Source organism: Saccharopolyspora sp. ID03-671 (genome assembly GCF_045278815.1).
Lineage (GTDB): Bacteria > Actinomycetota > Actinomycetes > Mycobacteriales > Pseudonocardiaceae > Saccharopolyspora > Saccharopolyspora ipomoeae.
Genome location: NZ_CP134054.1, coordinates 3492243 through 3514879 on the forward strand (window position 1 = coordinate 3492243; position 22637 = coordinate 3514879).

A 22637-nucleotide genomic window follows, 5' to 3' on the forward strand; every position below is an offset into this window, starting at 1 on the left:
CGGTTTTCGCGCGACGAATGTTGCGGTTTTTGACGTGGGGTGAGGGGTGGGGACGCGAAAAGGGCGGTGCGCGACGGGAAACGCGCACCGCCCTCAGCGGTCTCAGACTCGCCGGGAGGGGCTGGGCGAGGTCTGGATGTCGTCGTGACGGGGGCCGATCACCCGAATCGTCCGGCGGGGAAGGGGATGCGCCGGGACCGAGAACGGGTTGGCGGGTTCGGGGATGTCAGTTGCCGAGCTGGGTGGCGCTGCCGAGCGGGCCGTGCGAGACGACGTCGTTGACCTTGTCCAGCGGCGAACCGGCCTTGCCGGTGATGCCCTGGACGTCGCTGACGACGGGAAGTCCGCCCGCGAGACCGCTGACCGGGTCGCCGGCCTTGCCGGTGGGCAGCGCGCTGCCGCCGACCTCGGTGTTGTTCTCCAGCACGTTGCTCACGGTGTCGCCCACGACGTTGGTGGGAACCGGGGTGGCCTGCTGACCGGGCTTGGTCTGCGGGGCGCTCTGGGTCACCTGGTCCAGGGTGCCGGTGAGGGTGGTGGGCAGGGCACCGGTGGGCAGCGCGTCCGTCGCACCGCTCTTGCCGACGGGCAGCGCACCGGCCACGGGCAGGCCGCCGCCGATGAGGTCGGTGACCGGCTTGAGGATGTCGGCGCCCGGCAGGCCGCTCTTGCCGACCGGCAGGCCGCCGCCGACCAGGTCGGTGACCGGCTTGAGGACGTCACCGCCCGGCAGACCGCTCTTGCCGACGGGCAGCGAGTCGGCGACCGGCAGACCACCCGTGACGTCGGTGACCGGGCCGAGGGCGTCGAGCCCGGGCAGGCCGCTCTTGCCCGCGGGCAGGGTGGAACCGGTCGGCAGCGGGACCTCGTCGAGCGCGGACGCCGGGTCGAGGCTGTGGGTGTGGCCGGTGCTGGCGTCCTGGACCGCGTCGACGACCGGCTTGAGCAGGGTGCCGGCGGGGGTGCCGCTGACGACCTGGCTGACCGGGTCACCGGAGCGGCCGGTGAGCTGCTGGTCGAGCGGAACCACGTCACCGACGGTCTTCTGGGCCGATGCGAGGGTTCCGGCGGCGTGGAACGCGGTGTTGGCCACGCCGTTGTCGGTGGGCAGCGATGCCGGCAGCTGCGGGCTCTCGGCAGCTGTGGCCGTGGCCGCGAAGCTGACGGCGCCGGCGCCACCGACCAGTACGGCGGCCGCCGCGGTAAAGGTGCGCTTCATCGCAATGCTCCTCTCTGCACAGGCCGAGTCCTGTGCGCCCGGCGGAGGTTACGGAAGAAACACCTGCCACTATTCAGCGATCACTTAAGAAGGAAATATCAACAACGCGTGATCAAAACCCGCGGGACTTTCTTCACTATCGAGGGAAGGCCCACCGGACTTGATTACTGCATGAGCCCGTCATTGACTGCCGACGGCAACCGGCGGGCGCGTTCGGCGCGCAACGCCTCGACCGCTTCGGCGAATTCGGCGTAGGCCTCGCGCTCGGAACCGAAGCGGCGGTAGCGGCCGACGCGCAGTTCCACGGCCTCGTACTCGCGCTCCAGGGCGTCGGCCGTCTCCTGCCAGGAGGCGCTGCGGTCGCGGTGCTTGGCGTAGCCCGCGTACGCCGCGGCCACGGCCACCAGCAGGCTCAGCACGATGGCGACCCAGCGGATGTCCGGGACGGATGCCGCGGTCGCCGTCGCGGTGGCGGCGATGATCGAGCCGCCGATCACCACGGTCTGCAGCGCGCTGTCCTTCCAGCGGTCGCCGCGCGCCTCGTGGCGGTAGCGCTCGATGAGCTCCGGCAGCTGCGCCCGGTAGCGCTTGTGCGCGTCGAGCAGGTCGCCGGTCCCCAGTTCGTCCAGCAGTTGTTCGCGGTGCGCACCTTCGAGTGCGCGCAGGTCGGTGTCCACCGCGCGAACCCTAAAGTGCTGGCGGTACACGTACACCGCCGCCACGCCCGCCGAGGTCGCGGCGACGAAGAACGTCACCGCCGCGGGCACCACCGAGGCCGATAACGCCAGCAGCGTCACCCCCACCGCCGCCAGCAGCAGGTTCCCCGGGACGGCCCACGCGAGCAGCAGCCGCTGCACGATGCGCTCCCGGTAGAGCTCCTCGGAGCGCTGCGCGATGCGGCGCTCCCAGTCCCCCTGCTGGAGGCCGTCCCCCTGCCGGTGATCCTCGGCGAGCACCCCACCGCCGACGATCCCGGCCGTATTCACTCGCTCCATCACATGTCCTTCCAGCGCGTTAGTGCGATCGAAGTGTCTCCCGGAGTTCCACGACAATCGGCCAGGAGGGTGACTCTCGACTAGGCCTAAAGGTCCACTACCGGCTGCGCCGAGTGATCATCGCTGGGCTCGAACGCCGCGAACCCCGCAATACCCGGCAGTGATAACAGTGAGTGGCGCGATGCCGGGGAGCGCTGCGCGGTTCCGGGTTCCGGGTTCCGACACTGTGGCAGCGCCGCCGGAACTCCGCTCCACCGGGTGGGCAGAACGGCGTTCCGGCGGCGCCGGTGCGCTGGATCTTTCGCGAGCGGCGCGAGAGAGCGCGCGCTCCTCCTAGTGGTCGGGCCAGTCGGTCAGCATCCGCGAATCGCCGTAGAAGGAAACGGGATCGACCGCCTGCCCCTTGACCTCGATCTGGAAGTGCAGGTGCGGTCCGGTGGATTCACCGCGATTGCCCATCGCGGCGATGAGATCACCCGAGTGCACCTTTCGGCCGACTTCCACGTAGGCCGAATCGATGTGGCCGTAGGTGGAAACCGTGTCGTTCGGGTGCGCGATTCGGACCCACAACCCGTACCCGCTGGCCGGACCGGAATCGATGACGGTGCCGGCCGAGGCCGCGCGGATGGGTGTGCCGACGTCGTTGGCGATGTCGACGCCCTTGTGCATCTCGCCCCACCGCATCTCGAAACCGCTGCTGATCACGCCGCGCGTCGGCGCGACCCACGGCGCGGGCCGGGGGGCTGGTGGTCCGGAGTCGATCGGGGGGATCGCGGCGGGGTGCGCGACCGGTCGTACTGCTGGGATATTCCGCTCGGGGTGGGCATCCTGCACAGCCACCGCAGCGGCGGCGATTCCTCCGGCGCAGAGTCCGGCGCTGAGCAGGATTCCGACGACCTCATTGATGACGGGTCTTTCTCGCAATGCCATTGTGCTTCACTCCTGGCGCCCCGGCGCTTTTCACGCCGCGGCTCGGTGAATTCCGGTGGCATACGCCGGTCTATTCGTTTCCGGCGTCGGGGCTGCCCGCACAAGATTGGAGCCGAGTTCGTCGCGGCGTGCATTTCCGCATTCGCCGATCCGTTTCCCGACTTGTGCTCTTCGCCGTCAACTGGATCGGTCCGCCAATCCACCACAGGAATCACACCGGACACCGAGCGTCCACTGTGGTCGTGATTCCCGGTGCACGATCCGGGGCCGGTCCCGCACGGTCCGGGGAAGCGGCACGGAGGGTGCATGGGAATGAAGGAGTTTCCGGTTAGCGGCCCGGAACGCCTTACCACCCGACCGAGAGTCACCCGATCAGGTCAAAACCGATCGTCTTCCCGGCGCGTCGCCGCGTTCCTAGGCTGACGAGCAGGTCGAGCGCAGGGAGGGCCCGAAAATGGACTACGACCGGATCGAGACCCGCGCGGTGCACGGCGGCGAGCGCCGACCGGGACCCGAGGGATCGGTGGTGTACCCGATCTACCAGGGCACGGTGTACTCGGTGCCGAGCGGGACCGACTACCACGACCTCCGCTACATCCGGCTCAACTCGACACCGTCGCAGTCCTACCTGCACGACAAGCTCGCGGCGCTGGAGGGCGCCGAGGCCGGGCTGGCCACCGCCTCCGGGATGGCGGCGATCTCGACCGCGCTGCACAGCGTCCTGCGCAGCGGCGACCACCTGCTGGTCGGCGACTGCCTCTACGGCGGCACGCACGACTTCCTCACCCACCACGCCGCCGACTTCGGCTGGGACGTCACCTTCATCGACCCGCACCGCCCGGACACCTGGGAGGCCGCGCGCACCCCGCGGACCAAGGCGGTGCTCATCGAGACCATCACGAACCCGCTGGTCAGGGTGGGAATGCTGCCCGAGGTCGCCGAGTTCGCGCGTGCCAACGGGCTGGTCAGCCTGATCGACAACACCTTCGCCACACCGGTGAACTTCCGGCCGGTGGCGGCGGGTTTCGACCTGGTGCTGCACAGCGCGACGAAGTACCTCAACGGGCACTCGGACATCGTGGCCGGGGCGATCGTCGGCCGGGCCGAGCACGTCGAGCGGGCGCGGACGACCTCCAACCACTTCGGCGGCAGCCTCGACCCGCACGCCGGGTTCCTGCTGGCCCGGGGCCTGAAGACGCTGGCGCTGCGGGTGCGCGCGCAGAACGAGAACGCGCTGCGGCTGGCCGAGTTCCTGGCCGGACGGCCCGAGATCGCCCAGGTCAACCACCCCGGCCTGACCTCGCACCCGGACCATGAGCGGGCGGCGGCGCTGCTCGACGGCTTCGGCGGGATGCTCAGCATCCGCCCGGTCGGCGGGGTCGCCGCCGCGCAGAAGCTCATCGACGCGCTGCGGCTGCCGTTCGACGCGCCGAGCCTCGGCGGGGTCGAGTCGCTGATCACCCGCCCGGCCGCGACCTCGCACGCGGGCATGAGCGAGCAGGACCGGCTCGCGCTCGGCGTCACCGACGACCTGGTCCGCATCAGCGTCGGCGTGGAGAGCCCGGAGGACCTCATCGCCGACTTCGACCAGGCCCTCGCGACCCTGTGACCACCCGGATGTGATCTGACGACGGCCGGTGGCAAGTTGTCGCAGACGACGGCTTCGTCCGCTGCGTCCTCGGTAGGTTCCTCGGTGTGACTCCTCCGCTCGGCGGGGCTTCTGGCCCGTACTACACCGTGGGTGAGGTCGACGACCACGACGAGGTCGTCCCGTTCATCCCCAGGGATCAACCGTTCGTTCCGCCGACCGCCGTCGAGAGGGAGCTCCGCGCCGCCGTCGTCGACGAGGACCCGTGGTCGTACCTGTGCGTGCTGGCCGCGGTCGGCGCCTACCACCCGGTGGCGCTGGTGCACGCGCACCGCAACCCCGCGAAGCGGCAGATGGTGACCTCGACGCTGGGCGACGGAAGGGTCGCGACGTTCGTCTACACCCAGGACATGCTGCCGCGGCCGCATCCGTACCTGGTCTACGAGTTCTCCTCGGTGCGCACGCTGGCGGAGATCGTGCCGGACGAGGTCGAGGTGCTGGCGGTCAACGCGAACACCCCGTGCGAGCTGTACCTGGAGGTCACCGACGACGAGCGGGCGCGCTGGCAGGAGGCCCACGAGCGCTACGGCGCACCGGGTTTGAGCGGCAACCGGCTGGTCACCCGGATGAGCCGGGGCGCGGAGCCGACGGAGCTGCTGCACGGCCTGGCCTGCGGCGCCCACCTCTGCTACCTCAACGGCGACGCGTGGAACAACCTCGACTGGCACGGCCTGGGCTACAGCGGCGAGGTGGAGCGGCTGGCCGAGGGCTGGGGCGTGAAGGTCCGGCAGGACTGGATCACCCTGCAGAACCGGCTGATCAACTGCGACGTCAGCACCTCCGACTGGGATTTCGTGCTGGGCGCGCGCACCTTCCTGATCTCCACCGAGGGCCCGCAGGTCGACCCGCAGCGCTGGCGGGAGTGCGTGGACACCACGATCCGCAACAACATCGCGGCGAACGTCCCCGGCGCTTCCGCCGAGCGGGGAGGCAGTCCGGAAGTCGATTCCTACGCCGAGTTCCTGTGCGGGCTGGTCGGCAAGATCGTCCGGTACGAGGCCCGGTTCCGCGCCGACGAGCTGCTGCCGCCGGACGGTCACGTGCGCACGGTCGCGGCCTGGGACCTGGGGCGGGCCTCGACGATGGCCCGCTGGGGCCGCGGCGCGCGCTACGCGACGCAGGCCGAGATGTACGAGGCGCTGGACCTGGTCGGCCGGGAGACGCGGTCGCGCTACTCGTCGTGGGAGGAGTTCTCGGTCGGCTACGTCCTGGGCCGCTGCCTGCACTTCGACGACGAGGCGTTCGGCCCCACCTACACCGACGTCCTCGAAGCCCACCGGGCGCTGCTCGCGGAGAGCGAGAGCCCTTGGCTCACGGTTCCGTTCCACCTGGCGGAGCGTTGAGGATCACTCCTGTACCGACGTGCCGGCCGAGGTCGCTCTGAGCTGGGCGCTTCGCGCGATTGGCGAGAAGTCGACAAGATCAAGGCAAGTCCACCCCGCTCTGGCTGTCACCTGATCGGGTGGTGTTTGTCTAGGATCAGCGGGTCCCGCGATGACCCGGCTGCATTGGACCGACGTTGAGCGAGCAACCGAGTACGAGATCCGGCCACGGGCTCTGGCTGTCCCGCGCCGCGCTGGGCTTCGTCGCCCTCGCCGCCCTCATGGGCTGGGGCGCCAGCTTCGTCGGCCTGCACGCCTACGGCCAGGACCAGATGGTCGGTTTCAGCTACTGGACCGCGTGGCTGATCCCGGCGACCTTCGACGGCGCCGCCTTCGGCGCCACGCTCATCACCTACCGAGCCTCGATCTACGGCCGCAGCGCCATGCGCGGACGGCTGCTGATGTGGATCTTCACCGCGATCTCGTCGTGGATCAACTGGATCCACCAGCTCACCCCGGAAGCCCGCATCGTCGCCGCCGGTCTGCCGGTCGCGGCCGTCGCCGTCTTCGACGTGGTGCTCGCCGAGCTGCGCGCGGACTTCGAGGAGCGCCACGGCAAGCGCCGCCTGCGGCTGCGGCCGGGACTGCTCGTGCTCCGCTGGATCGTCGACCGCGAAGGCACCTCGGGCGCCTTCCGCCGCCAGGTCACCGACATCCCGGTCTCGGAGATCGCCGGGCTCAGCGTGCAGGACGAACACCGCGCCGCGATCACGCCCGCGCCCGACCCGAAACCCGAGCCCGCGCCCGAGCCGGCGCCCGACCCGAAACCCGAGCCCGCGCCCGAGCCGGTGGTCGCGGCGGCACCGAAGCGCGAGCCCGCGCCGGAGACCCCGCCGCACCGGCCCACCCAGGAACTGCCGACGAATCTGGACGAAACCCCTTCTCCTGCAACGGAAACGAGCGATCCCGAAACCCCGGTCGCCGAGAACCCGCCGGAGCACGCGGAGTTCGCGGCCGAATCCCAGGACGTCGACGAGCACCGGCCGAGCCCGTCCGAGCAGACGCTCACGCTGCCGCCGGTCCCGGCGGACCCGCTGAGCGACGAGGACAAGCGGACCTTCGCCCGCCGCGACTACCGGCTCTCGCTGGAGATCGGCGAGCCGATCACCGGTGCCCAGCTCGGCCACCGCTACGGCTTCTCGGAGCGCTGGGGCCGCCGTCAGATCGCCGCGGTCCGGGTCGAGATGGAGCAGGAGGACGAGGAGGCCGAGCTGGTCGCGGCCCGCTGATCACCCTCACCCGATCACGAGGTGAGGGCCTCCACCAGGGCCTTGCGGTGCCGGCGGGTCTGCTTGGGCATGTTCCAGCCCAGCACGCCGACCGGCCGGCCGTCGCGGTGGTGCAGCTCGACGAAACGCCGCTCGGCGCGGTCGCCTTCGACCACGGTGACCTCGTCGTCGGGCGAGAGCACGCCGTGGACGTGGATCTTCGCGTCGAACTGGTCGGCCCAGAAGTACGGGATCGGGCTGTAGGCGCGGTCGCCGCCGAGGACGTTGTCCGCGACGGTCATCGCCTGCTCGCTCGCGTTGGTCCGGTTCTCCAGCCGGATCACGCCGAACTCCGGGTGCTCCCAGCGCGCCACGTCGCCGACCGCGTAGATGCCCTCGGCGGCGCGGCAGCGGGAGTCGCAGACCAGGCCGCGCTCGACCTTCAGACCGCTGCCCTCCAGCCAGTCCGTCGCCGGGTCGGCGCCGATCGCGACCACCACGACGTCGGCGGGCAGCACCTCGCCGGAGGCGAGCCGGACCCCGCCGACGCGGTCGCCGTCGGCGACCAGACCGTCCACCGCAGCGCCCAGCCGGAGCCGAACGCCCTGGTCGGCGTGCAGTTCTCCCAGCGCCGCACCGGCTCCCGGTCCGAGCTGGGCCGCCATCGGGGAGGCGAGCGGGCCGGTCAGCGTCACGTCGAGCCCCATGCCGCGCGCGGTCGCGGCGATCTCGCTGCCGAGCACGCCCTCCCCGACCACGACGAGCCGCCCGGCGTTGAGCAGGTCGGCGCGCAGCGCGACGCTGTCGTCGAGGGTGCGCAGCACGTGCACCCCGGCGAGCCCGTCGTGACCGGGCAACCGGCGCGGCCGGACACCGGTGGCCACCACGATCGACTCGGCTCGCAGCTCCCGGCCGGAAGCCGTGCGCACGGTGCGCTCGGCGGCGTCGAGCGCGACGGCCGGGTCGCCGAGCAGGAACTCCGCGTCCAGCTTCTCCAGCGCCTCGGCGCTGCGGAGGCCGGTCCGCTCGACCTCCCACTGCCCGGCCAGCACCTGCTTGGACAGCGGCGGCCTGTCGTAGGGCAGGTGCGGCTCGGCGCCAAGCACCGTCACCGCGCCGTCGAAACCCTTGCGCCGCAAGGCGTCCGCCGTGGTCAACCCGGCTGCCGCGGCTCCCACGACCAGCACTGCGCTCACGTCGTCGTTCCCCTGTTCACTCGGTGACGGGCGCCAGCCACAGGCCGGTGAGCGCGTCGATCACGTTCTGCGCGGTTTCTTCCCAGGTCAGACGGGCTGTTCCGTCGGCGAGGGCGCGTTCCTGCTCGGCCATCATGTGCACCAGCACGTGGCGGGTCATGTCGTTGCGCACGATCTTGGCGCGCAGCGGCAGGTCGGGAAGGCAGTTGTTGAGGCCGTCCATGACCCGCATCAGCGTCGGGCCGGACATGGTCTCGGCGACGACGAGCTCGCGCAGCGACGGGTCGCTCATCAGCTGGGCGCTGAAGCGCGCCATCGTGGAGCCGCTCAGCGAGGCGTGGTGCTCGACCGAGGGCCGGACCAGGCAGACCAGCCAGTCGCGGACGTCGCGGGAGTCACCGCACTCGGCGACCAGCTGCTCCCGGCGCGCCTCGATCGGCTCGGCGTGCCTGCGCACGATGGCGCGCAGCAGGTCGGCCTTGGTCCCGAAGTGGTATCCGACGGCGGCGTTGTTGCCCTGACCTGCGGCTTCGCTGATCTGCCTGTTGGACACGGCGAAGACGCCCTGCTCGGCGAAGAGCCGCTCGGCGACGTCGAGGATGCGCTCCTTCGTGGCACTGGCCCGGGAGGTCGCATTCATGACGCCCAGCTTAAGTCAGGTGACTGATTCTGTGCTACCCAGCAGAGTCGCATATCGCTCCAGGTCGACGTTGCCTCCGCTGATGATGACACCCACCCGCTCGCCCTCGATCTCGGCGGCGGCGTTGCGGGCGGCGGCGAGCCCGAGGCAGCCGGTGGGCTCGACGACGATCTTGAGGTAGGTCGCGAACAGCCGCATCGCCTCGACGAGCTGGGCGTCGGTCGCGGTCCGGATGTCGTCCACGGCGTTCCGGATGACCGCGAAGGTGTGCTCGCCCAGGTGCTGGGTCTGCGCCCCGTCGGCGATCGTCCGGGGCGTGTCGATGTGCACGATCTCGCCGCTGCGCAGCGACCGGCGACCGTCGTCACCGGCCTCCGGCTCGACCCCGAACACCCGGCACCCCGGCGACAGGGCCCTGGCGGCCAGGGCCGTTCCGGACAGCAGGCCACCGCCGCCGAGCGGCACGAACAGCGCGTCGAGCTCACCGACCTCCTCGAAGAGCTCCTTCGCGGCGGTGCCCTGCCCGGCGATCACGTCCGGGTGGTCGTAGGGCGGGATCAGCGCGAGGCCCTGCTCGTCGGCGAGCGCCGTCCCGATCGCCTCGCGGTCCTCGGCGTAGCGGTCGTAGCGCACGATCTTCCCGCCGTAACCGCTGGTCGCGGCCACCTTGGAGGCCGGTGCGTCGTGCGGCATCACGATCGTCGCCGGCACCCCGAGCAACTGGCAGGACAACGCGATCGCCTGCGCGTGGTTCCCCGAGGAGAACGTCACCACGCCCCGCCGCCGCTGCTCCTCGGGCAGCGACGCGACGGCGTTGAACGCTCCCCGGAACTTGAAAGCCCCCATCCGCTGGAAGTTCTCAGCCTTGAAGAGCACCTCGGCCCCCACGACCTCGTCCACCAACCGAGACCGCAGCACGGGAGTCCGATGAGCCACCCCCACCAACCGCTCCCCAGCAGCAACCACGTCCTCGAACTCGACCATCCCGACCCCTTCGCACGTCACGGTGAGAGCCCTCCCGGGCAGGTGACAGTTTTAGTGAAAACTGTCCAGACAAAACGGACATTGATCATGGGTAATTCGAGGAAAAACTGTCCGCAGCCCCACACCACCACCCGGGACCCCACCGAACAAGCGCCACCCTCGAAGCCGTGGCCTTCGCAGGCGGCCCCTCCTCGCGGAGCCGAGTTGTCGATACGCTCGGGAGGACCCGCTGCGGAGAGTGGTGATCCGTCGTGACCGACGCTGTAGGGACGAGGCTTCGCGAGATCCGCAAGGCACGCGGCAAATCGCTCGCGGTGATCTCCGGGCTGGCCGGGATCTCCCCCTCCTACCTCTCCCGGCTCGAATCGGGTGATCGAGCGCTCGATCGCCGATCGCTGATCGCGGCCCTGGCCGACGCGCTCGATGTCGCGCCGAGCGAGATCACGGGCGCCTCCCTGACCGCACCCCAGCAGGCCAGCGAAGATCGCGCCCTGAGCGAACTCCGGCCGACCTTGCTCGCGGTGAGCATGGGAGAACCGCGCGGCCGGATCCAACCGGTCGACCAGCTCCAGGCACGCGTCGACGAAATCCTGACCGCGCAACGGCAATGCGACTACGCGGCCGTGGGCGCGCAACTCCCGGATCTCGTCCGAGACCTGCACCAGACGTTGAACGCAGGGCGCGACGGGCGAGAACTCCTGCGCATGCTGGTCCTCACGCACGTGCAGGTCACCCAGGCCTGGCTCGGCGACATCGGCGCTCCGCTGGATCTCTCCTGGCAGGCGGTGACTCTCGCGCAACGCGCAGCGGAACGGCTCGACGAACCGCCCTACACGGCCGTGTGCGCCTTCGGCACGGCGTTCGGACTGCTCGGAGCGGGAGGGTTCGATCTCGCGGCACGTGCGCTCGCAGCCGCCGACCCCGGGACCGCGACCGACGAGTCGACGCAGGTCTCCGGGATGCTCACGCTCACCTCGTCGCTCGTCCTCGCAGCTCAACGAGACGAGGCGGGACGACGTGCCGCGCTCGACGCCGCCACCGATCTCGCCCGGCACACCGGCGAGGGCAACGCCTTCGACTTCGGTTTCGGCCCGAGCAACGTCGGCGTCTGGCGCATGTCCGTCGCTCTGGAAGCCGGTGAGCACGCGGAAGCCGCGAAGATCGCGGAGACGGTGGACGTCGACGCCTTGCCGTCACCGACCCGGCGGAGCGCCTACTACCGGGAGTACGGGCGCGCTCTGGCTCGGCTGCCGAAGCAGCGCGACGAAGCGGTTCTCATGCTGCGGCGAGCCGAGCAGATCTCACCGGCCCGCATCCACCGGCACCCGTTCATGCGGTCGGTGCTCGCCGAACTGCTCACCAAAGCCAAGCGCGACGCGATCGGACGCGAACTCCGCGGCATGGCGTACCGCTCGGGACTGCACGTGTAACTCGATCGAGCGGTTGCCTCCGTGGCAAAAAATCCGTGGTCAACGGCGCAAGAGTGCCCCCATGAACAACACGCGCCTCTACTCGCCCCACCCGTTCTGCTGGCGGCCTGCTGGTGGGGAGCGACATGCGACGACCGAACGTCCTGGGGACGGGCAGACTTTCACCGCGCTGTGCGGGGTGGTGGCGGACGCCGATCTCAGCGAGATCGCCTGGTTCTTCGCGACCTGCGGGCCGTGCAACGCGCGGGCCCACGAGCTCGCGGCCGTGCCGATGCCTTCGGCACCGGATCCTTCGGGGGCCTGCGAGTGCTGACCGATCGCGACATCGCCATGCGGATGCGCGGCGTCATCCGCTCCTTCGAGATCGCGCTGCCGGACGTCGTCGACGGCTGGTACTCCGCCGAGGACTACGAGCGCCTCGCCTCCTACCTCGACAACACCGCCCGCGGGATGCGCAGCCGCACGGATCTCGTCATCGACGCCGAGTGGACCTAGAAATCTCCGGGCCCGGGAACAACCTCCACCCATCCCGCCGCGTCTTCCGAACGAAGACCGTCACGCAGCCCCGGTTCACAGCGGTGACGGAACTCGGACAGTGAAAGACCGCAGGTCACTGGGGGTGTCCTGCGGTCTTTCGCCGGTTCTGCAACAACCCGGCCAGAAAGCGGAACCGGCCCCTTCCCACGTTCGGGAAGGGGCCGGTCACTGCGAGCCGCCTGGGGGAATCGAACCCCCGACCTACGCATTACGAGTGCGTCGCTCTGGCCGACTGAGCTAAGGCGGCAGTGCGTGGACAAGTGTAGCTGGCGCCCTCGCGGCGCTCGCCGGGGGTCCGGCACAGCCCCGGGGCTGGCGAACACGCGCGGCGATCCGACCGTCACCTGCGGCCGATGTGATCGTTGATACACCGCTGAGGCAGTGACGCCTATCACGGAGGAAGTCGGATGCGCGCGTTTCGTCGGCTCTGCGCCTGCACCGCGGTGACCCTGGCGCTGACCGGGATCTCGATGCCCGCGGCGATGGCCCAAGGCTCGTACCCCACGACGCCGACGCCGCAGCCCGTCGACCCCAACCAGCCGCCCGGGCGCATTCCCGACACCACGCCGCGTCCCGTCGTCGGCGACGCCGGGACGATGCTCGGCATCGTGCGACTGCTGCCCGCCACCGCACCCGGCGACTCCTTCTTCGACGAGCCCGAGTTCGAGAGCAAGCTGCCCAAGCAGTCCGTCCTGGAAGCCGGCATGGGCCGGGCCATCGCCCAGGTCAACTCCGAGGCCTACCTCGCGCACGAGCACTCCCTCGCCGAAGCGTCCCCGTTCGGCGTCGCGATCATGGGCGACGTCCCGCAGGTCCCCGGCGGGATCGCCCAAGCCGCGCTGCCCGACCGCGAGGGGCCGATCACCAACTCCCTCACCCCGCCCGCCCCCGGCGAGGTGCCCGTCAAGCTCAACGCCCTCAACGGCAGCGTGCACGCGCGGTGGAACGAGCAGACCGGGCCGTGCGGCGTCGCACCGCTGTCCGACGCCCGATACACGATGGGCAGCGGCTCGGTCCCCGGGCTCACCGGCCCGCTCGTCGACGTGCCCTCGATGGCCGAAGCGCACTCGAACGTGCAGCTCACCGACGTCCCCGGACAGACCGGCAAGGCCGTGGTCTCCACCTCGGAACTGCAGATCTCGGAGGTGAAGCTGTTCGGCGGCACACCGCAGGAGGTGTCGATCCAGGTCGTCGGCAAACCCACGCTCACCGCCACCGCGACCGGTGACCCCGCCACCTCGCGCGTCGACTACACCGCGCCGGTGCTGCGGATCAGCCAGGGCGGCAAGGAACTCGCCGTGCTCGACGCCGCCAACCCGACCCAGGACGTGCCGATCCCGGCGATCCCCGGCCTCGACCGGGGCGTGCTGGACCTCGGGGTGCTGCGGCTCAGCGTCGGCGAGCTCAAGCAGGAGGCGCAGGGCACCGAGATCCGCGGCACCGCGCGGCTGTTCGACCTGAAGATCCTCGACGGCGCCAAGCTCGGACTGCCCGCCTCGCTGGCCCAGATCTCCTTCGGCGAGCAGGTCGCGCGCGCCATCGCGCCCGCGGGCGGCGTCAACTGCGAACCCCCGGCCGCCGGAGCCACCGGCGACGACAGCGGCGCGGGAGCCGTTCCCGCCGACTACCACCAGGGACGCACCGAACCCCTCGCCCTCACCAGCGGCAGCTACTTCGCCGTCCCGATCTTCTGGACCGGAGCCGGATTCCTCCTGCTCGGCTCGATCCTCGTCGCCGCCTTCCCCCGCCGACGCAACGCCCAGCACTGACCGTTCGTGGAGGGACGAAGTTTTCATGAAAACTTCGTCCCCAACCCACACGACGTGAGACGACCTCATCAACCGACGACGTCCTGGTGACGGGGAAGTTTTCATGAAAACTTCGTCGACCCCGTGCACGGGGTGAGAGGGCGTCGTCCCAGGTCACCGTTCGTGGGTGCGCGCAGTTTTCATGAAAACTTCGCCACTCAGAGGGTCGGGACGTTTTCATGAAAACTGTGCGTCACCACGGAGTTGGGTGCACCCGGGGATTCAGCCCGTGAAGAGGGTGGCGAGCATCGCTTCGACCGCGATGAGGGGTTTGACGTTCTGGTTCAGGGCCGTGCGGCATTCGAGGACCGCTTCGAGGCGGCGGAGGGTGGACTCCGAGGTCCACTCGGTCGCCGCCTTCTGCGAGGAGCGGGCGAAATCGGGGTGGTTGAGGGCCGAGCCCGAGCCGGTGCGGGTGACCAGGACGTCCCGGTAGAAGCCCGCCAGGTCGACCAGCGCCAGGTCCAGGGCGTCCCGCTGAGACCGGGTGGCCCGGGACTTCTGGCGCTTCTCCAGCTCCTTGAGCGCGGCGTTGGCTCCTCGGGTCGCCGAGGCCGTGCCCTTGCCCGTGCCACCGGCGCCCATCGCCGTCTTGAGCTCCTCGCGCTCGGCCTCGTTGCGCTCCTCGTTGGCCGTGACCGCCTCCGACTCGGCCAGCTTGACCAGGCCCGATGCCGCGGTGAACACGTCCGAGAAGCGCTGCAGCCCGAGCGGGATCCGCAGCACCGACTCGCGGCGCTCGCGGACCTGCTCGTCGGTGGCCAACCGCCGGGCGCGTCCGATGTGACCGCCGCAGACCTCGGCCGCCCACTCCGCGAGCTGCGGTTCGATGCCGTCGCGCTCGCGCAGCACCTCGGCGATCGCGCCCGCCAGCGGCGTGCGCAGCTGCACCACGCGGCACCGCGAGCGGATCGTCACCGAGACGTCCTCGGGGTGGTCAGACGGCGCGCACAGCAGGAACACGGTCCGCGGCGGCGGCTCCTCGACCGCCTTGAGCAGCGCGTTCGCCGCGCCCTCGGTGAGCCGGTCGGAGTCCTCGATGAGCACCACCCGCCACTGCCCGGTGCTCGGGCGGCGCGCGGCGGCCTGCACCAGCGCGCGCATCTCCGCCACCGAGATCGACAGGCCCTCCGGCACCACGAGCTTCACGTCCGCGTGCGTGCCCTGCAGGACCGTGCGGCAGGCGGTGCAGCGACCGCAGCCCAGCTCGTCCGGGTCCTCGCACTCCAGCGCGGCGGCCAGGGCCCTGGCCGCGATCGACCGGCCGGAACCGGGCGGCCCGGTGAACAGCCACGCGTGCGTCATCGCACCGGGCGGCACCTGCTCGCCCCGGACCTGCCTGCGGGCCGCGTCGGCCGCCGCGTGCAGCGTGCCGACCGCGTCCGGTTGGCCGACGACCTCCGCCCACACCCCGGTCGCGGGTACCTCCGGAGCGCCGGTGCGCATCGCGTCAACTCCCTCGTGCCGAGCTATCGGGTCACGACTCTACGATGCCGCACCGACGCGGCCGTCAGGACTTCGAGGTGCTCGACCGCGACGCCGTGGACTTGGACGCGGTGGTCTTCTTCGCGGCGGTCTTGGTGCCCGTCGACTTCGATGCCGTGGTCTTCTTGGCGGTGGTCGACTTGGACGCGGTGGTCTTCTTCGCCGCCGTGGTCTTCGACCCGGTGCTCTTCGACGCCGTGGTCTTCGAGGTCGTGCTCTTCGAGGTCGTCGACTTCTTCGCCGGTGCCTTCTTCTTCGCGGGGGCCTTCGCCCGCCGCTCCGCCAGCAGCTCCACCGCGCGGTCCATCGACAGCTCCTCCACCGCGTCGCCCTTGCGCAGCGACGCGTTGGTCTCGCCGTCGGTGACGTACGGGCCGAAACGGCCGTCCTTGATCACCAGGGCCTTACCGGTGTCGGGAGCCTCACCGAGCTCGCGCAGCGGCGGTGTGGCGGCCCGGCGGCCCCGCTGCTTCGGCTGCGCGTAGATCTTGAGCGCCTCGTCGAGGGTGATCGAGAAGATCTGCTCCTCGGTCTCCAGCGACCGCGAGTCCGTGCCCTTCTTCAGGTACGGGCCGTAGCGGCCGTTCTGCGCGGTGATCTCGTTGCCCGACTCCGGGTCGGTGCCCACCACGCGCGGCAGCGACAGCAGCTTCAGCGCGTCGTCGAGGCTCACGGTGTCCAGCGACATCGACTTGAGCAGGCTGCCGGTGCGCGGCTTGGACTTGTCGCCCTCCGGCAGCACCTCGGTCACGTACGGGCCGAAGCGGCCCTCCTTGGCGACGACCTCGTGGCCCGACTCCGGATCGGTGCCGAGGCTGCGGCCCTCCATCGGGGTGGCGAAGAGCTTCTCCGCGATCTGCACCGTCAGCTCGTCCGGCGGCAGGTCGTCGGGCAGGTTCGCCCGCTGCGCCGTCTCGTCCTCCAGCGTCCGCTCCAGGTAGGGCCCGTAGCGGCCGACGCGGACGTAGATGGTGCGCCCGTCCTCGTCGTCGAACATCGGGATCGAGTTGATCGCGCGCGGGTCGATCTCCTCGACCGACGAGCCGACCAGCTTCTTGAGCCCACCGGCGCGACCGATCGAGTCCTCCGGCCCCACCTCGCCGCCGAAGTAGAAGCCCGACAGCCAGCGGGTGCGCTCCTCGCGCCCCTCCGCGATGCCGTCCAGCTCGTCCTCCAGCGCGGCGGTGAAGTCGTAGTCGACCAGCCTGCCGAAGTGCTGCTCCATCAGCCCGACCACGGCGAACGCGATCCACGACGGGACCAGGGCCGAACCCTTCTTCCAGACGTAGCCGCGCTCCTGCACGGTGCTGATGATCGACGCGTACGTCGACGGGCGACCGATGCCCAGCTCTTCCAGCGTCTTGACCAGGCTCGCTTCGGTGAAGCGCGGCGGCGGGTTCGTGGTGTGCCCGTCGGGCTCCAGCTCCGGCGCGGTGATCGGCTGGTCCTGGGCGAGCTGCGGCAGCCGCGACTCGGCGTCGTCGGCGACACCGCCGGCCTCGGAGTCCACGGCCTCGACGTAGGCCTTGAGGAACCCGGGGAAGGTGATGGTGCGGCCGGACGCGGCGAAGGTGCACTCCTCGCCGCTGGTGGCGGTGCCGGTGATGCGCACCGACAGCGTGGTGCCCTTCGCGTCGGCCATCTGGGAGGCGATGGTGCGCTGCCAGATCAGCTCGTAGAGCTTGAAGCCGTCGACGTCGTTGGACAGCTCGTTGGCCACCTCGCCGGGGGTGCGGAAGCTCTCGCCCGCCGGGCGGATCGCCTCGTGCGCCTCCTGCGCGTTCTTGACCTTGCGGTTGTACTGCCGCGGCTGCGGCGACAGGTACTGCTCGCCGTAGAGGTCGCGGGCCTGGTTGCGCGACGCCGCAATCGCCGTCTCGGACAGCGTCGTGGAGTCGGTTCGCATGTAGGTGATGTAGCCGTTCTCGTAGAGCCGCTGCGCGGTGCGCATCGTGCGGTCCGCCGAGAAGCGCAGCTTGCGGCTGGCCTCCTGCTGCAGCGTGGAGGTCATGAACGGCGCGTAGGGCTTCCGGGTGTAGGGCTTCTCCTCGACGCTGGAGACGTGCAGCTGCGCGTCGGTCAGCGCCGCGGCGAGCCGCCGGGCCTCGGTCTCGTCGAGCACCTTGGTGTCGGCGTTCTTCAGCCGGCCGTCCGGGCCGAAGTCGCGGCCGGAGGCGAGCTTGGCGCCGTCGACCGTGACCAGGCGGGCCCCGAAGCGACGCGGCGAGGCGTCCGGGCCGGCGTCCATGGTCGCGGCGATGTCCCAGTACTCGGCGGAGACGAAGCGGATGCGCTCGCGCTCGCGTTCGACGACGACGCGGGTCGCCACGGACTGCACGCGGCCCGCCGAGAGCTTCGGCATGACCTTCTTCCACAGCACCGGGCTGACCTCGTAGCCGTAGAGGCGGTCCAGGATGCGGCGGGTCTCCTGGGCGTCGACGAGGTCCTGGTCGAGGTCGCGCGGGTTGGCGGCGGCGGCCTGGATGGCCGACTCGGTGATCTCGTGGAAGACCATCCGGCGGACCGGGACCTTGGGCTTGAGGGTCTCCAGCAGGTGCCACGCGATGGCCTCGCCCTCGCGGTCACCATCCGTCGCGAGGTAGAGCTCGTCGACCTGCTTGAGGGCGTCCTTGAGTTCGGTGACCGTCGACTTCTTGTCGGCGCTCACCAGGTACAGCGGCTCGAAGTCGTTCTCGACGTCGACACCCAGTCGCGCCCACGCCTGGCCCTTGTACTTCTCGGGCACGTCCTTGGCGTTGCGCGGCAGATCGCGGATGTGCCCACGCGAGGACTCCACGATGAAGTTAGAGCCGAGGTAGGAGGCGATCTTCTTGGCCTTCGCCGGTGACTCGACGATCACCAAGCGCCGGGTAGCGGAGCCGTTCCCGTTGGGAGACCCCGAAGCCCGACCGGCCCCGCCGCCGGCCTTCTTCGTCCGTGTCGACCCAGCCAACGCTTACCTGCTCTCTTCTTCCGGAAGCATCCCTTGCACCCGGCGCCCATCCATTTCGTCCCTGGAGTGTGCGCGCCGCACGGTTCGTCGTGCTGCACCGGGAAGGCACAGGGTTGCATATAACACGCCGATATTCGTCGACGTCTTGTTGTACGAACGTATCGGGTTACCCAGGTGTTCCGTTTCGTGACCTGGCGTGATGTGCGTCAACCCGCTCAGGAGACGAGCGGGATCATTCCCTCGATCGCACCATCGGGCAGCGGTCCGACCAGCTCCGCGAGCCTGGCCAGGCGCCTGCGGCCGGTCACGCGCAGGGCCGGTCCGCCCGCCCTGGCACCGATGGTCTTGGCGGGCAGACCGCAGCCGCGGAGCGCCTCGGCGAGCGCCTCGTGCGTGTCGGGCGCGTGCGGGTCGAGGCCGAGTCGGTAGCCGTGCGCGTCGGCGCTGCCGGAGGTGAGCGCCCACATCCGCAGGGCCCAGCCGTCCGGCACGAAACCGGAGGGCACCGACTTCACGGCGCCGCGCAGCCAGTGCGCGGCGATGCCGGTGAGGTCGGAGCGGAACGCGGTGCGGACCAGCGGGCGGCCTTCGTCGGAGCGGCCGAGCTCGGCCTGCACTCCCCGCTCGGCGCAGGCGGCGAGCAGGCAGCGGGCGCGCCACTCGGCGTCGACGACCACTGACAGCCTCGCGGCGGTCCCGCGGCCGAACCCGACGGCCTGCCCGGGACCGCACAGCATGCCCGCGAGGTCGGCGACGTCCGCCCGCCGAGCCTCTGCCGAGTAGAAGGACAGCTGGTCCACGCTCGGGATGCTAGAACAGGAGTTCGAGATTATCCACCACTGTAACCCGATCGAATGAGTCCCGACGCCTGCCGGACACGATTTCAATGGAAATCAGGTTCCCGATTTCCATTGAAATCGTGACGTTCAGCCAGGTGAGGGGCTGTTAGCCGGGTTGGTTGGGGGCCGGTTGGGCGGGAGCCTGCTGCGCTGGGGCCGGTTGGGCTGGGGCCGGGTTGAAGAACGGCTTGCAGCCCGGGGCCTGCTTGGCGGCCTCGGCGAGGGGCTTGTTACTCTCCAGCGCGCCGAACTTGCTGTTCAGGTCGACCTGGGAGGTCTTCTGCAGCTCGCCCTGCAGCGCGGTCATGCCCTCGCTGAACTTCTGCTTGTCGTTCGGGTCGACCTGGTCGGCCTTGGCCCGGGCGCCCGCCAGGATCTCCCGGATCTGGCTGAAGCCGTCCTGGATGCCCTGGTTGACCTGGTCCCCGCCCTGGATCGGCGACGGCGGCAGCTCGTGCAGCCCGCGGACCGTGTCGTCGGCGGTCTTGGTCGCGGTGTCGAGCCGGGACACCACCGAGTTCTTCATCGCCGCCGTGTTGGTCTTGTCCACCGGCGGCAGGTTCTTCTGGGACGCGGAGAAGTCGTTGACCAGCCCGCACAACCGGCCTGCCCACTCGATCCCCTCCGGGCCCGCCGCCTGGGGCGCCGGCACGGGCTTGGGCGCCGGTGCCGTTCCGCAGGCGCTCAGGGCCAGCGGGATGGCCGCGAGCGCCGCGAGGGACGTCGCACGGAACCTCATTGCGCACTCCTCACATCGATCGGAGTAGCTCTCGCTGTGCGCTCGGACTCTCTCGTACCGCCATTCCTCCCGGTGAACCCGGGGTCACCGGCCGCGGCGAATCCCCTGCGCACAGCGATGGGCGCCACCCGAACCGGGTGACGCCCATCGCGAGGGACCGATCTAGGCGGGAGCGCCGTTGATCGTCTTGTCGTCCGCGGGCTCGTCCGCGATGGCGGTCGAACGCCGCTTGGAGATCACCACGGCGGCCACGATCACCGCGAGCGCGACGACCGCGATGCCGATCCGCACCGCCGGGTTGGCGGCGTCGCCGACGGCGAAGTAGACCACGGCAGGCGCGATCAGCACCGACACCAGGTTCATCACCTTCAGCAGCGGGTTGATCGCCGGACCGGCGGTGTCCTTGAACGGGTCGCCGACGGTGTCACCGATGACCGTGGCCGAGTGCGCCTCGGACCCCTTGCCACCGTGGTAGCCGTCCTCCACCAGCTTCTTGGAGTTGTCCCAGGCACCACCCGAGTTGGCCAGGAAGATGGCCATCAGGGTGCCGGTGGCGATGGCACCGGCCAGGTACCCGGCCAGCGGACCGACGCCCAGCCCGAACCCGACCGCGATCGGGGCCAGCACCGCCAGCAGACCCGGCGTGGCCAGCTCGCGCAGCGAGTCGCGGGTGCAGATGTCGACCACCCTGCCGTACTCGGGGCGCTCCGAGCCGTCCATGATCCCCGGCTTCTCCTTGAACTGGCGCCGCACCTCGTAGACCACGGCACCGGCCGCGCGGGACACGGCGTTGATCGCCAGACCGGAGAACAGGAACACCACCGCGGCACCGATGACCACGCCCACCAGGACGTTCGGCGCGTAGACGAAGAACTCCGAGACGGACAGCTGCCCGGCGACGTCGGCCAGCGCGGCGCCGATGGCGTCGGTGTAGGAGCCGAACAGCGCCGTCGCCGCCAGCACCGCCGTGGCGATCGCGATGCCCTTGGTGATCGCCTTGGTGGTGTTGCCGACCGCGTCGAGCTCGGTGAGGATCTTCGCGCCCTCGCCCTCGACGTCGCCGGACATCTCGGCGATGCCCTGCGCGTTGTCGCTGACCGGGCCGAACGTGTCCATCGCGACGATGACGCCGACGGTGGTCAGCAGACCGCACCCGGCGAGCGCGATCGCGAACAGCGCCACCGGCAGCGAACCGGACAGCAGGAACGCGCCGAACACGGCCGCGCCGATGACCGCCGCGGTGTAGACGGCGGACTCGAAGCCGACCGACAGGCCGGTCAGGATCACCGTGGCCGCACCGGTCAGCGACGACTTGCCGACGTCCTGCACCGGGCGGTGCTCGGTGGCGGTGAAGTAGCCGGTCAGCTTCAGGATGACCACGGCGAGCAGGATGCCGATGACCACGGCCATCAGCGCGACCAGCGCCGGGCTGCCCGGGGTGGCGCGCACCTCCTCCGACACGCCGGAGAGCTCGGCGAACGTGCTCGGCAGGTACAGCATCGCGGCGATCGCGCACAGCACTGCCGAGATCCCGGCCGAGATGTAGAACGACCGGTTGATCGCGGTCAGCGCGCTCTCGCCGGAGCGGGCCTTGGTGATGTAGACGCCGATGACCGCGGTGAGCACGCCGATGGCCGGCACGATCAGCGGGAACAGCAGCCCGTGGGCGCCGAAGGCGGCGGTGCCCAGGATCAGCGAGGCGACCAGGGTCACCGCGTAGGACTCGAACAGGTCCGCCGCCATGCCCGCGCAGTCACCCACGTTGTCGCCGACGTTGTCGGCGATCGTCGCCGCGTTGCGCGGGTCGTCCTCGGGGATGTTCTGCTCGACCTTGCCGACCAGGTCGGCGCCCACGTCGGCGGCCTTGGTGAAGATGCCGCCGCCGACTCGCATGAACATCGCCAGCAGCGCGGCGCCGAAGCCGAAGCCCTCCAGCACGCGCGGGGCTCCGCCCGCGTAGACCATCACGACCAGCGCGGCGCCGAACAGGCCGAGGCCGACGGTCATCATGCCGACCACGCCGCCGGTGCGGAACGCCACGCGCATCGCCTTCTCGCGGCCCTCCTCCGACTCGCGGGCGGCCGCGGCCACGCGCACGTTCGCGCGGGTGGACAGCCACATGCCGAGGTAGCCGATGACTGCCGAGAACGCGGCGCCGAACAGGAAGAACACCGACCGTCCGATGCGCTCCCCGATGGTCTCCGCTGGCAGCGCGAACAGTACGAGGAACACCACCACGGCGAAGATCGCCAGGGTGCGGAACTGCCGGTTCAGGTACGCCGACGCTCCTTCCTGCACGCCCTTGGCGATGTCCTGCATCTTCGCGGTGCCCTGCCCGGCGGCGAGCACCTCCCTGATCAGGACGTAGCCGAAGGCCAGTGCGGCCAGAGCGATGACCATGACGACACCGACGACCGCGTAGTCGATGCCTGCGAGCTCGATTCCGGTGGCTCCGGAGGCTTGTTGGGCGAGGTCCATCCGGGTTTGCGAGCTCGGTGGTGCAGCGCCCTGGGCCCAGCCGTGCTGGACCGGGGTGAGCAGGGACATCCGTCCTCCTGGGTTGTGCTCGGTTCTCACACCGGCGGCCCGCACGCTCTTGCAGCACGCTCTCACCGGGCCCCGATGCGCGGTAGGCGGCCCCGCC

General features: G+C 70.4%; 18 protein-coding genes and 1 tRNA gene. 7 read left to right on the forward strand and 12 right to left on the reverse strand.

The annotated features are described in order from the left end of the window. Positions 1–226: 226 nt before the first annotated feature. From REH65_RS15990 to REH65_RS16000, 3 genes are all read right to left on the reverse strand, one after another. Positions 227–1219 carry a hypothetical protein gene (locus REH65_RS15990; protein ID WP_406693011.1) on the reverse strand — a complete coding sequence of 331 codons (993 nt, stop codon included), beginning with the start codon at positions 1217–1219 and terminating at the stop codon, positions 227–229. Positions 1220–1383: 164 nt separating this feature from the next. Beyond that, positions 1384–2214, reverse strand: a complete 831-nt coding sequence (locus REH65_RS15995; protein ID WP_406693012.1) for a DUF4231 domain-containing protein — start codon at positions 2212–2214, stop codon at positions 1384–1386. Positions 2215–2547: 333 nt separating this feature from the next. Beyond that, entirely contained in the window at positions 2548–3144 is a 597-nt protein-coding gene (locus tag REH65_RS16000) for a M23 family metallopeptidase (protein WP_406693013.1), read from the reverse strand. 454 nt (positions 3145–3598) lie between these two features. Between REH65_RS16000 and REH65_RS16005 the strand changes: the two genes are divergently transcribed. The 3 genes from REH65_RS16005 to REH65_RS16015 all read left to right on the forward strand — a co-directional run bounded on the left by REH65_RS16005 (position 3599) and on the right by REH65_RS16015 (position 7403). Continuing rightward, positions 3599–4753, forward strand: a complete 1155-nt coding sequence (locus REH65_RS16005) for a trans-sulfuration enzyme family protein (RefSeq protein WP_406693014.1) — start codon at positions 3599–3601, stop codon at positions 4751–4753. An 86-nt stretch (positions 4754–4839) separates the two neighbouring features. After that, the gene (locus tag REH65_RS16010; RefSeq protein WP_406693015.1) at positions 4840–6135 is read left to right on the forward strand and encodes a DUF1266 domain-containing protein; all 1296 of its coding nucleotides are present in this window, start codon (positions 4840–4842) and stop codon (positions 6133–6135) included. A gap of 176 nt (positions 6136–6311) precedes the next feature. Next, entirely contained in the window at positions 6312–7403 is a 1092-nt protein-coding gene (locus REH65_RS16015; protein WP_406693016.1) for a DUF2637 domain-containing protein, read from the forward strand. 14 nt (positions 7404–7417) lie between these two features. Here REH65_RS16015 and REH65_RS16020 read toward each other — a convergent pair whose 3' ends face one another. From REH65_RS16020 to REH65_RS16030, 3 genes are read right to left on the reverse strand one after another with little or no spacing between them, the layout of a single operon-like run. Continuing rightward, complete coding sequence (locus tag REH65_RS16020; protein ID WP_406693017.1) at positions 7418–8578, reverse strand: NAD(P)/FAD-dependent oxidoreductase; 1161 nt, start codon at positions 8576–8578, stop codon at positions 7418–7420. Positions 8579–8594: 16 nt separating this feature from the next. Further along, positions 8595–9218: a TetR/AcrR family transcriptional regulator gene (locus tag REH65_RS16025; protein ID WP_406693018.1), complete on the reverse strand. Its 624-nt coding sequence runs from the start codon at positions 9216–9218 to the stop codon at positions 8595–8597. Positions 9219–9233: 15 nt separating this feature from the next. After that, positions 9234–10202, reverse strand: a complete 969-nt coding sequence (locus tag REH65_RS16030) for a threo-3-hydroxy-L-aspartate ammonia-lyase (protein WP_406693019.1) — start codon at positions 10200–10202, stop codon at positions 9234–9236. A 251-nt stretch (positions 10203–10453) separates the two neighbouring features. On the opposite strand from REH65_RS16030, the gene REH65_RS16035 reads away from it, so the two are divergent. The 3 genes from REH65_RS16035 (at position 10454) to REH65_RS16045 (ending at position 12127) form a co-directional block, all read left to right on the forward strand. Beyond that, positions 10454–11632, forward strand: coding sequence for a helix-turn-helix domain-containing protein (locus REH65_RS16035; RefSeq protein WP_406693020.1), 1179 nt, complete (start codon positions 10454–10456; stop codon positions 11630–11632). A 61-nt stretch (positions 11633–11693) separates the two neighbouring features. Then, complete coding sequence (locus REH65_RS16040; RefSeq protein ID WP_406693021.1) at positions 11694–11945, forward strand: zinc finger protein; 252 nt, start codon at positions 11694–11696, stop codon at positions 11943–11945. Beyond that, on the forward strand, positions 11939–12127 hold the full coding sequence (locus REH65_RS16045; protein ID WP_406693022.1) for a hypothetical protein: 189 nt from the start codon (positions 11939–11941) through the stop codon (positions 12125–12127). The genes REH65_RS16040 and REH65_RS16045 overlap by 7 nt, the downstream gene beginning before the upstream one ends. A 215-nt stretch (positions 12128–12342) precedes the next feature. Here REH65_RS16045 and REH65_RS16050 read toward each other — a convergent pair. After that, a tRNA-Thr gene (locus REH65_RS16050) sits at positions 12343–12416 on the reverse strand. Positions 12417–12576: 160 nt separating this feature from the next. On the opposite strand from REH65_RS16050, the gene REH65_RS16055 reads away from it, so the two are divergent. Then, a complete protein-coding gene (locus REH65_RS16055) occupies positions 12577–13938 on the forward strand; it encodes a hypothetical protein (RefSeq protein WP_406693023.1) in 1362 nt (453 codons plus the stop codon). Between the two features lie 261 nt (positions 13939–14199). Here REH65_RS16055 and REH65_RS16060 read toward each other — a convergent pair whose 3' ends face one another. The 5 genes from REH65_RS16060 to REH65_RS16080 form a co-directional block, all read right to left on the reverse strand. After that, positions 14200–15423, reverse strand: a complete 1224-nt coding sequence (locus REH65_RS16060; RefSeq protein WP_406693024.1) for a DNA polymerase III subunit delta' — start codon at positions 15421–15423, stop codon at positions 14200–14202. Between the two features lie 64 nt (positions 15424–15487). Then, positions 15488–18325, reverse strand: a complete 2838-nt coding sequence (topA, locus tag REH65_RS16065) for a type I DNA topoisomerase (RefSeq protein ID WP_406693025.1) — start codon at positions 18323–18325, stop codon at positions 15488–15490. Positions 18326–18630: 305 nt separating this feature from the next. Then, positions 18631–19215: a hypothetical protein gene (locus tag REH65_RS16070; RefSeq protein WP_406693026.1), complete on the reverse strand. Its 585-nt coding sequence runs from the start codon at positions 19213–19215 to the stop codon at positions 18631–18633. A 145-nt stretch (positions 19216–19360) separates the two neighbouring features. Then, positions 19361–19993 (reverse strand): hypothetical protein, encoded by a 633-nt coding sequence (locus REH65_RS16075; RefSeq protein WP_406693027.1) that lies wholly within the window; start codon positions 19991–19993, stop codon positions 19361–19363. Positions 19994–20155: 162 nt separating this feature from the next. Beyond that, positions 20156–22471 carry a sodium-translocating pyrophosphatase gene (locus REH65_RS16080; RefSeq protein WP_281459062.1) on the reverse strand — a complete coding sequence of 772 codons (2316 nt, stop codon included), beginning with the start codon at positions 22469–22471 and terminating at the stop codon, positions 20156–20158. Positions 22472–22637 lie beyond the last annotated feature (166 nt).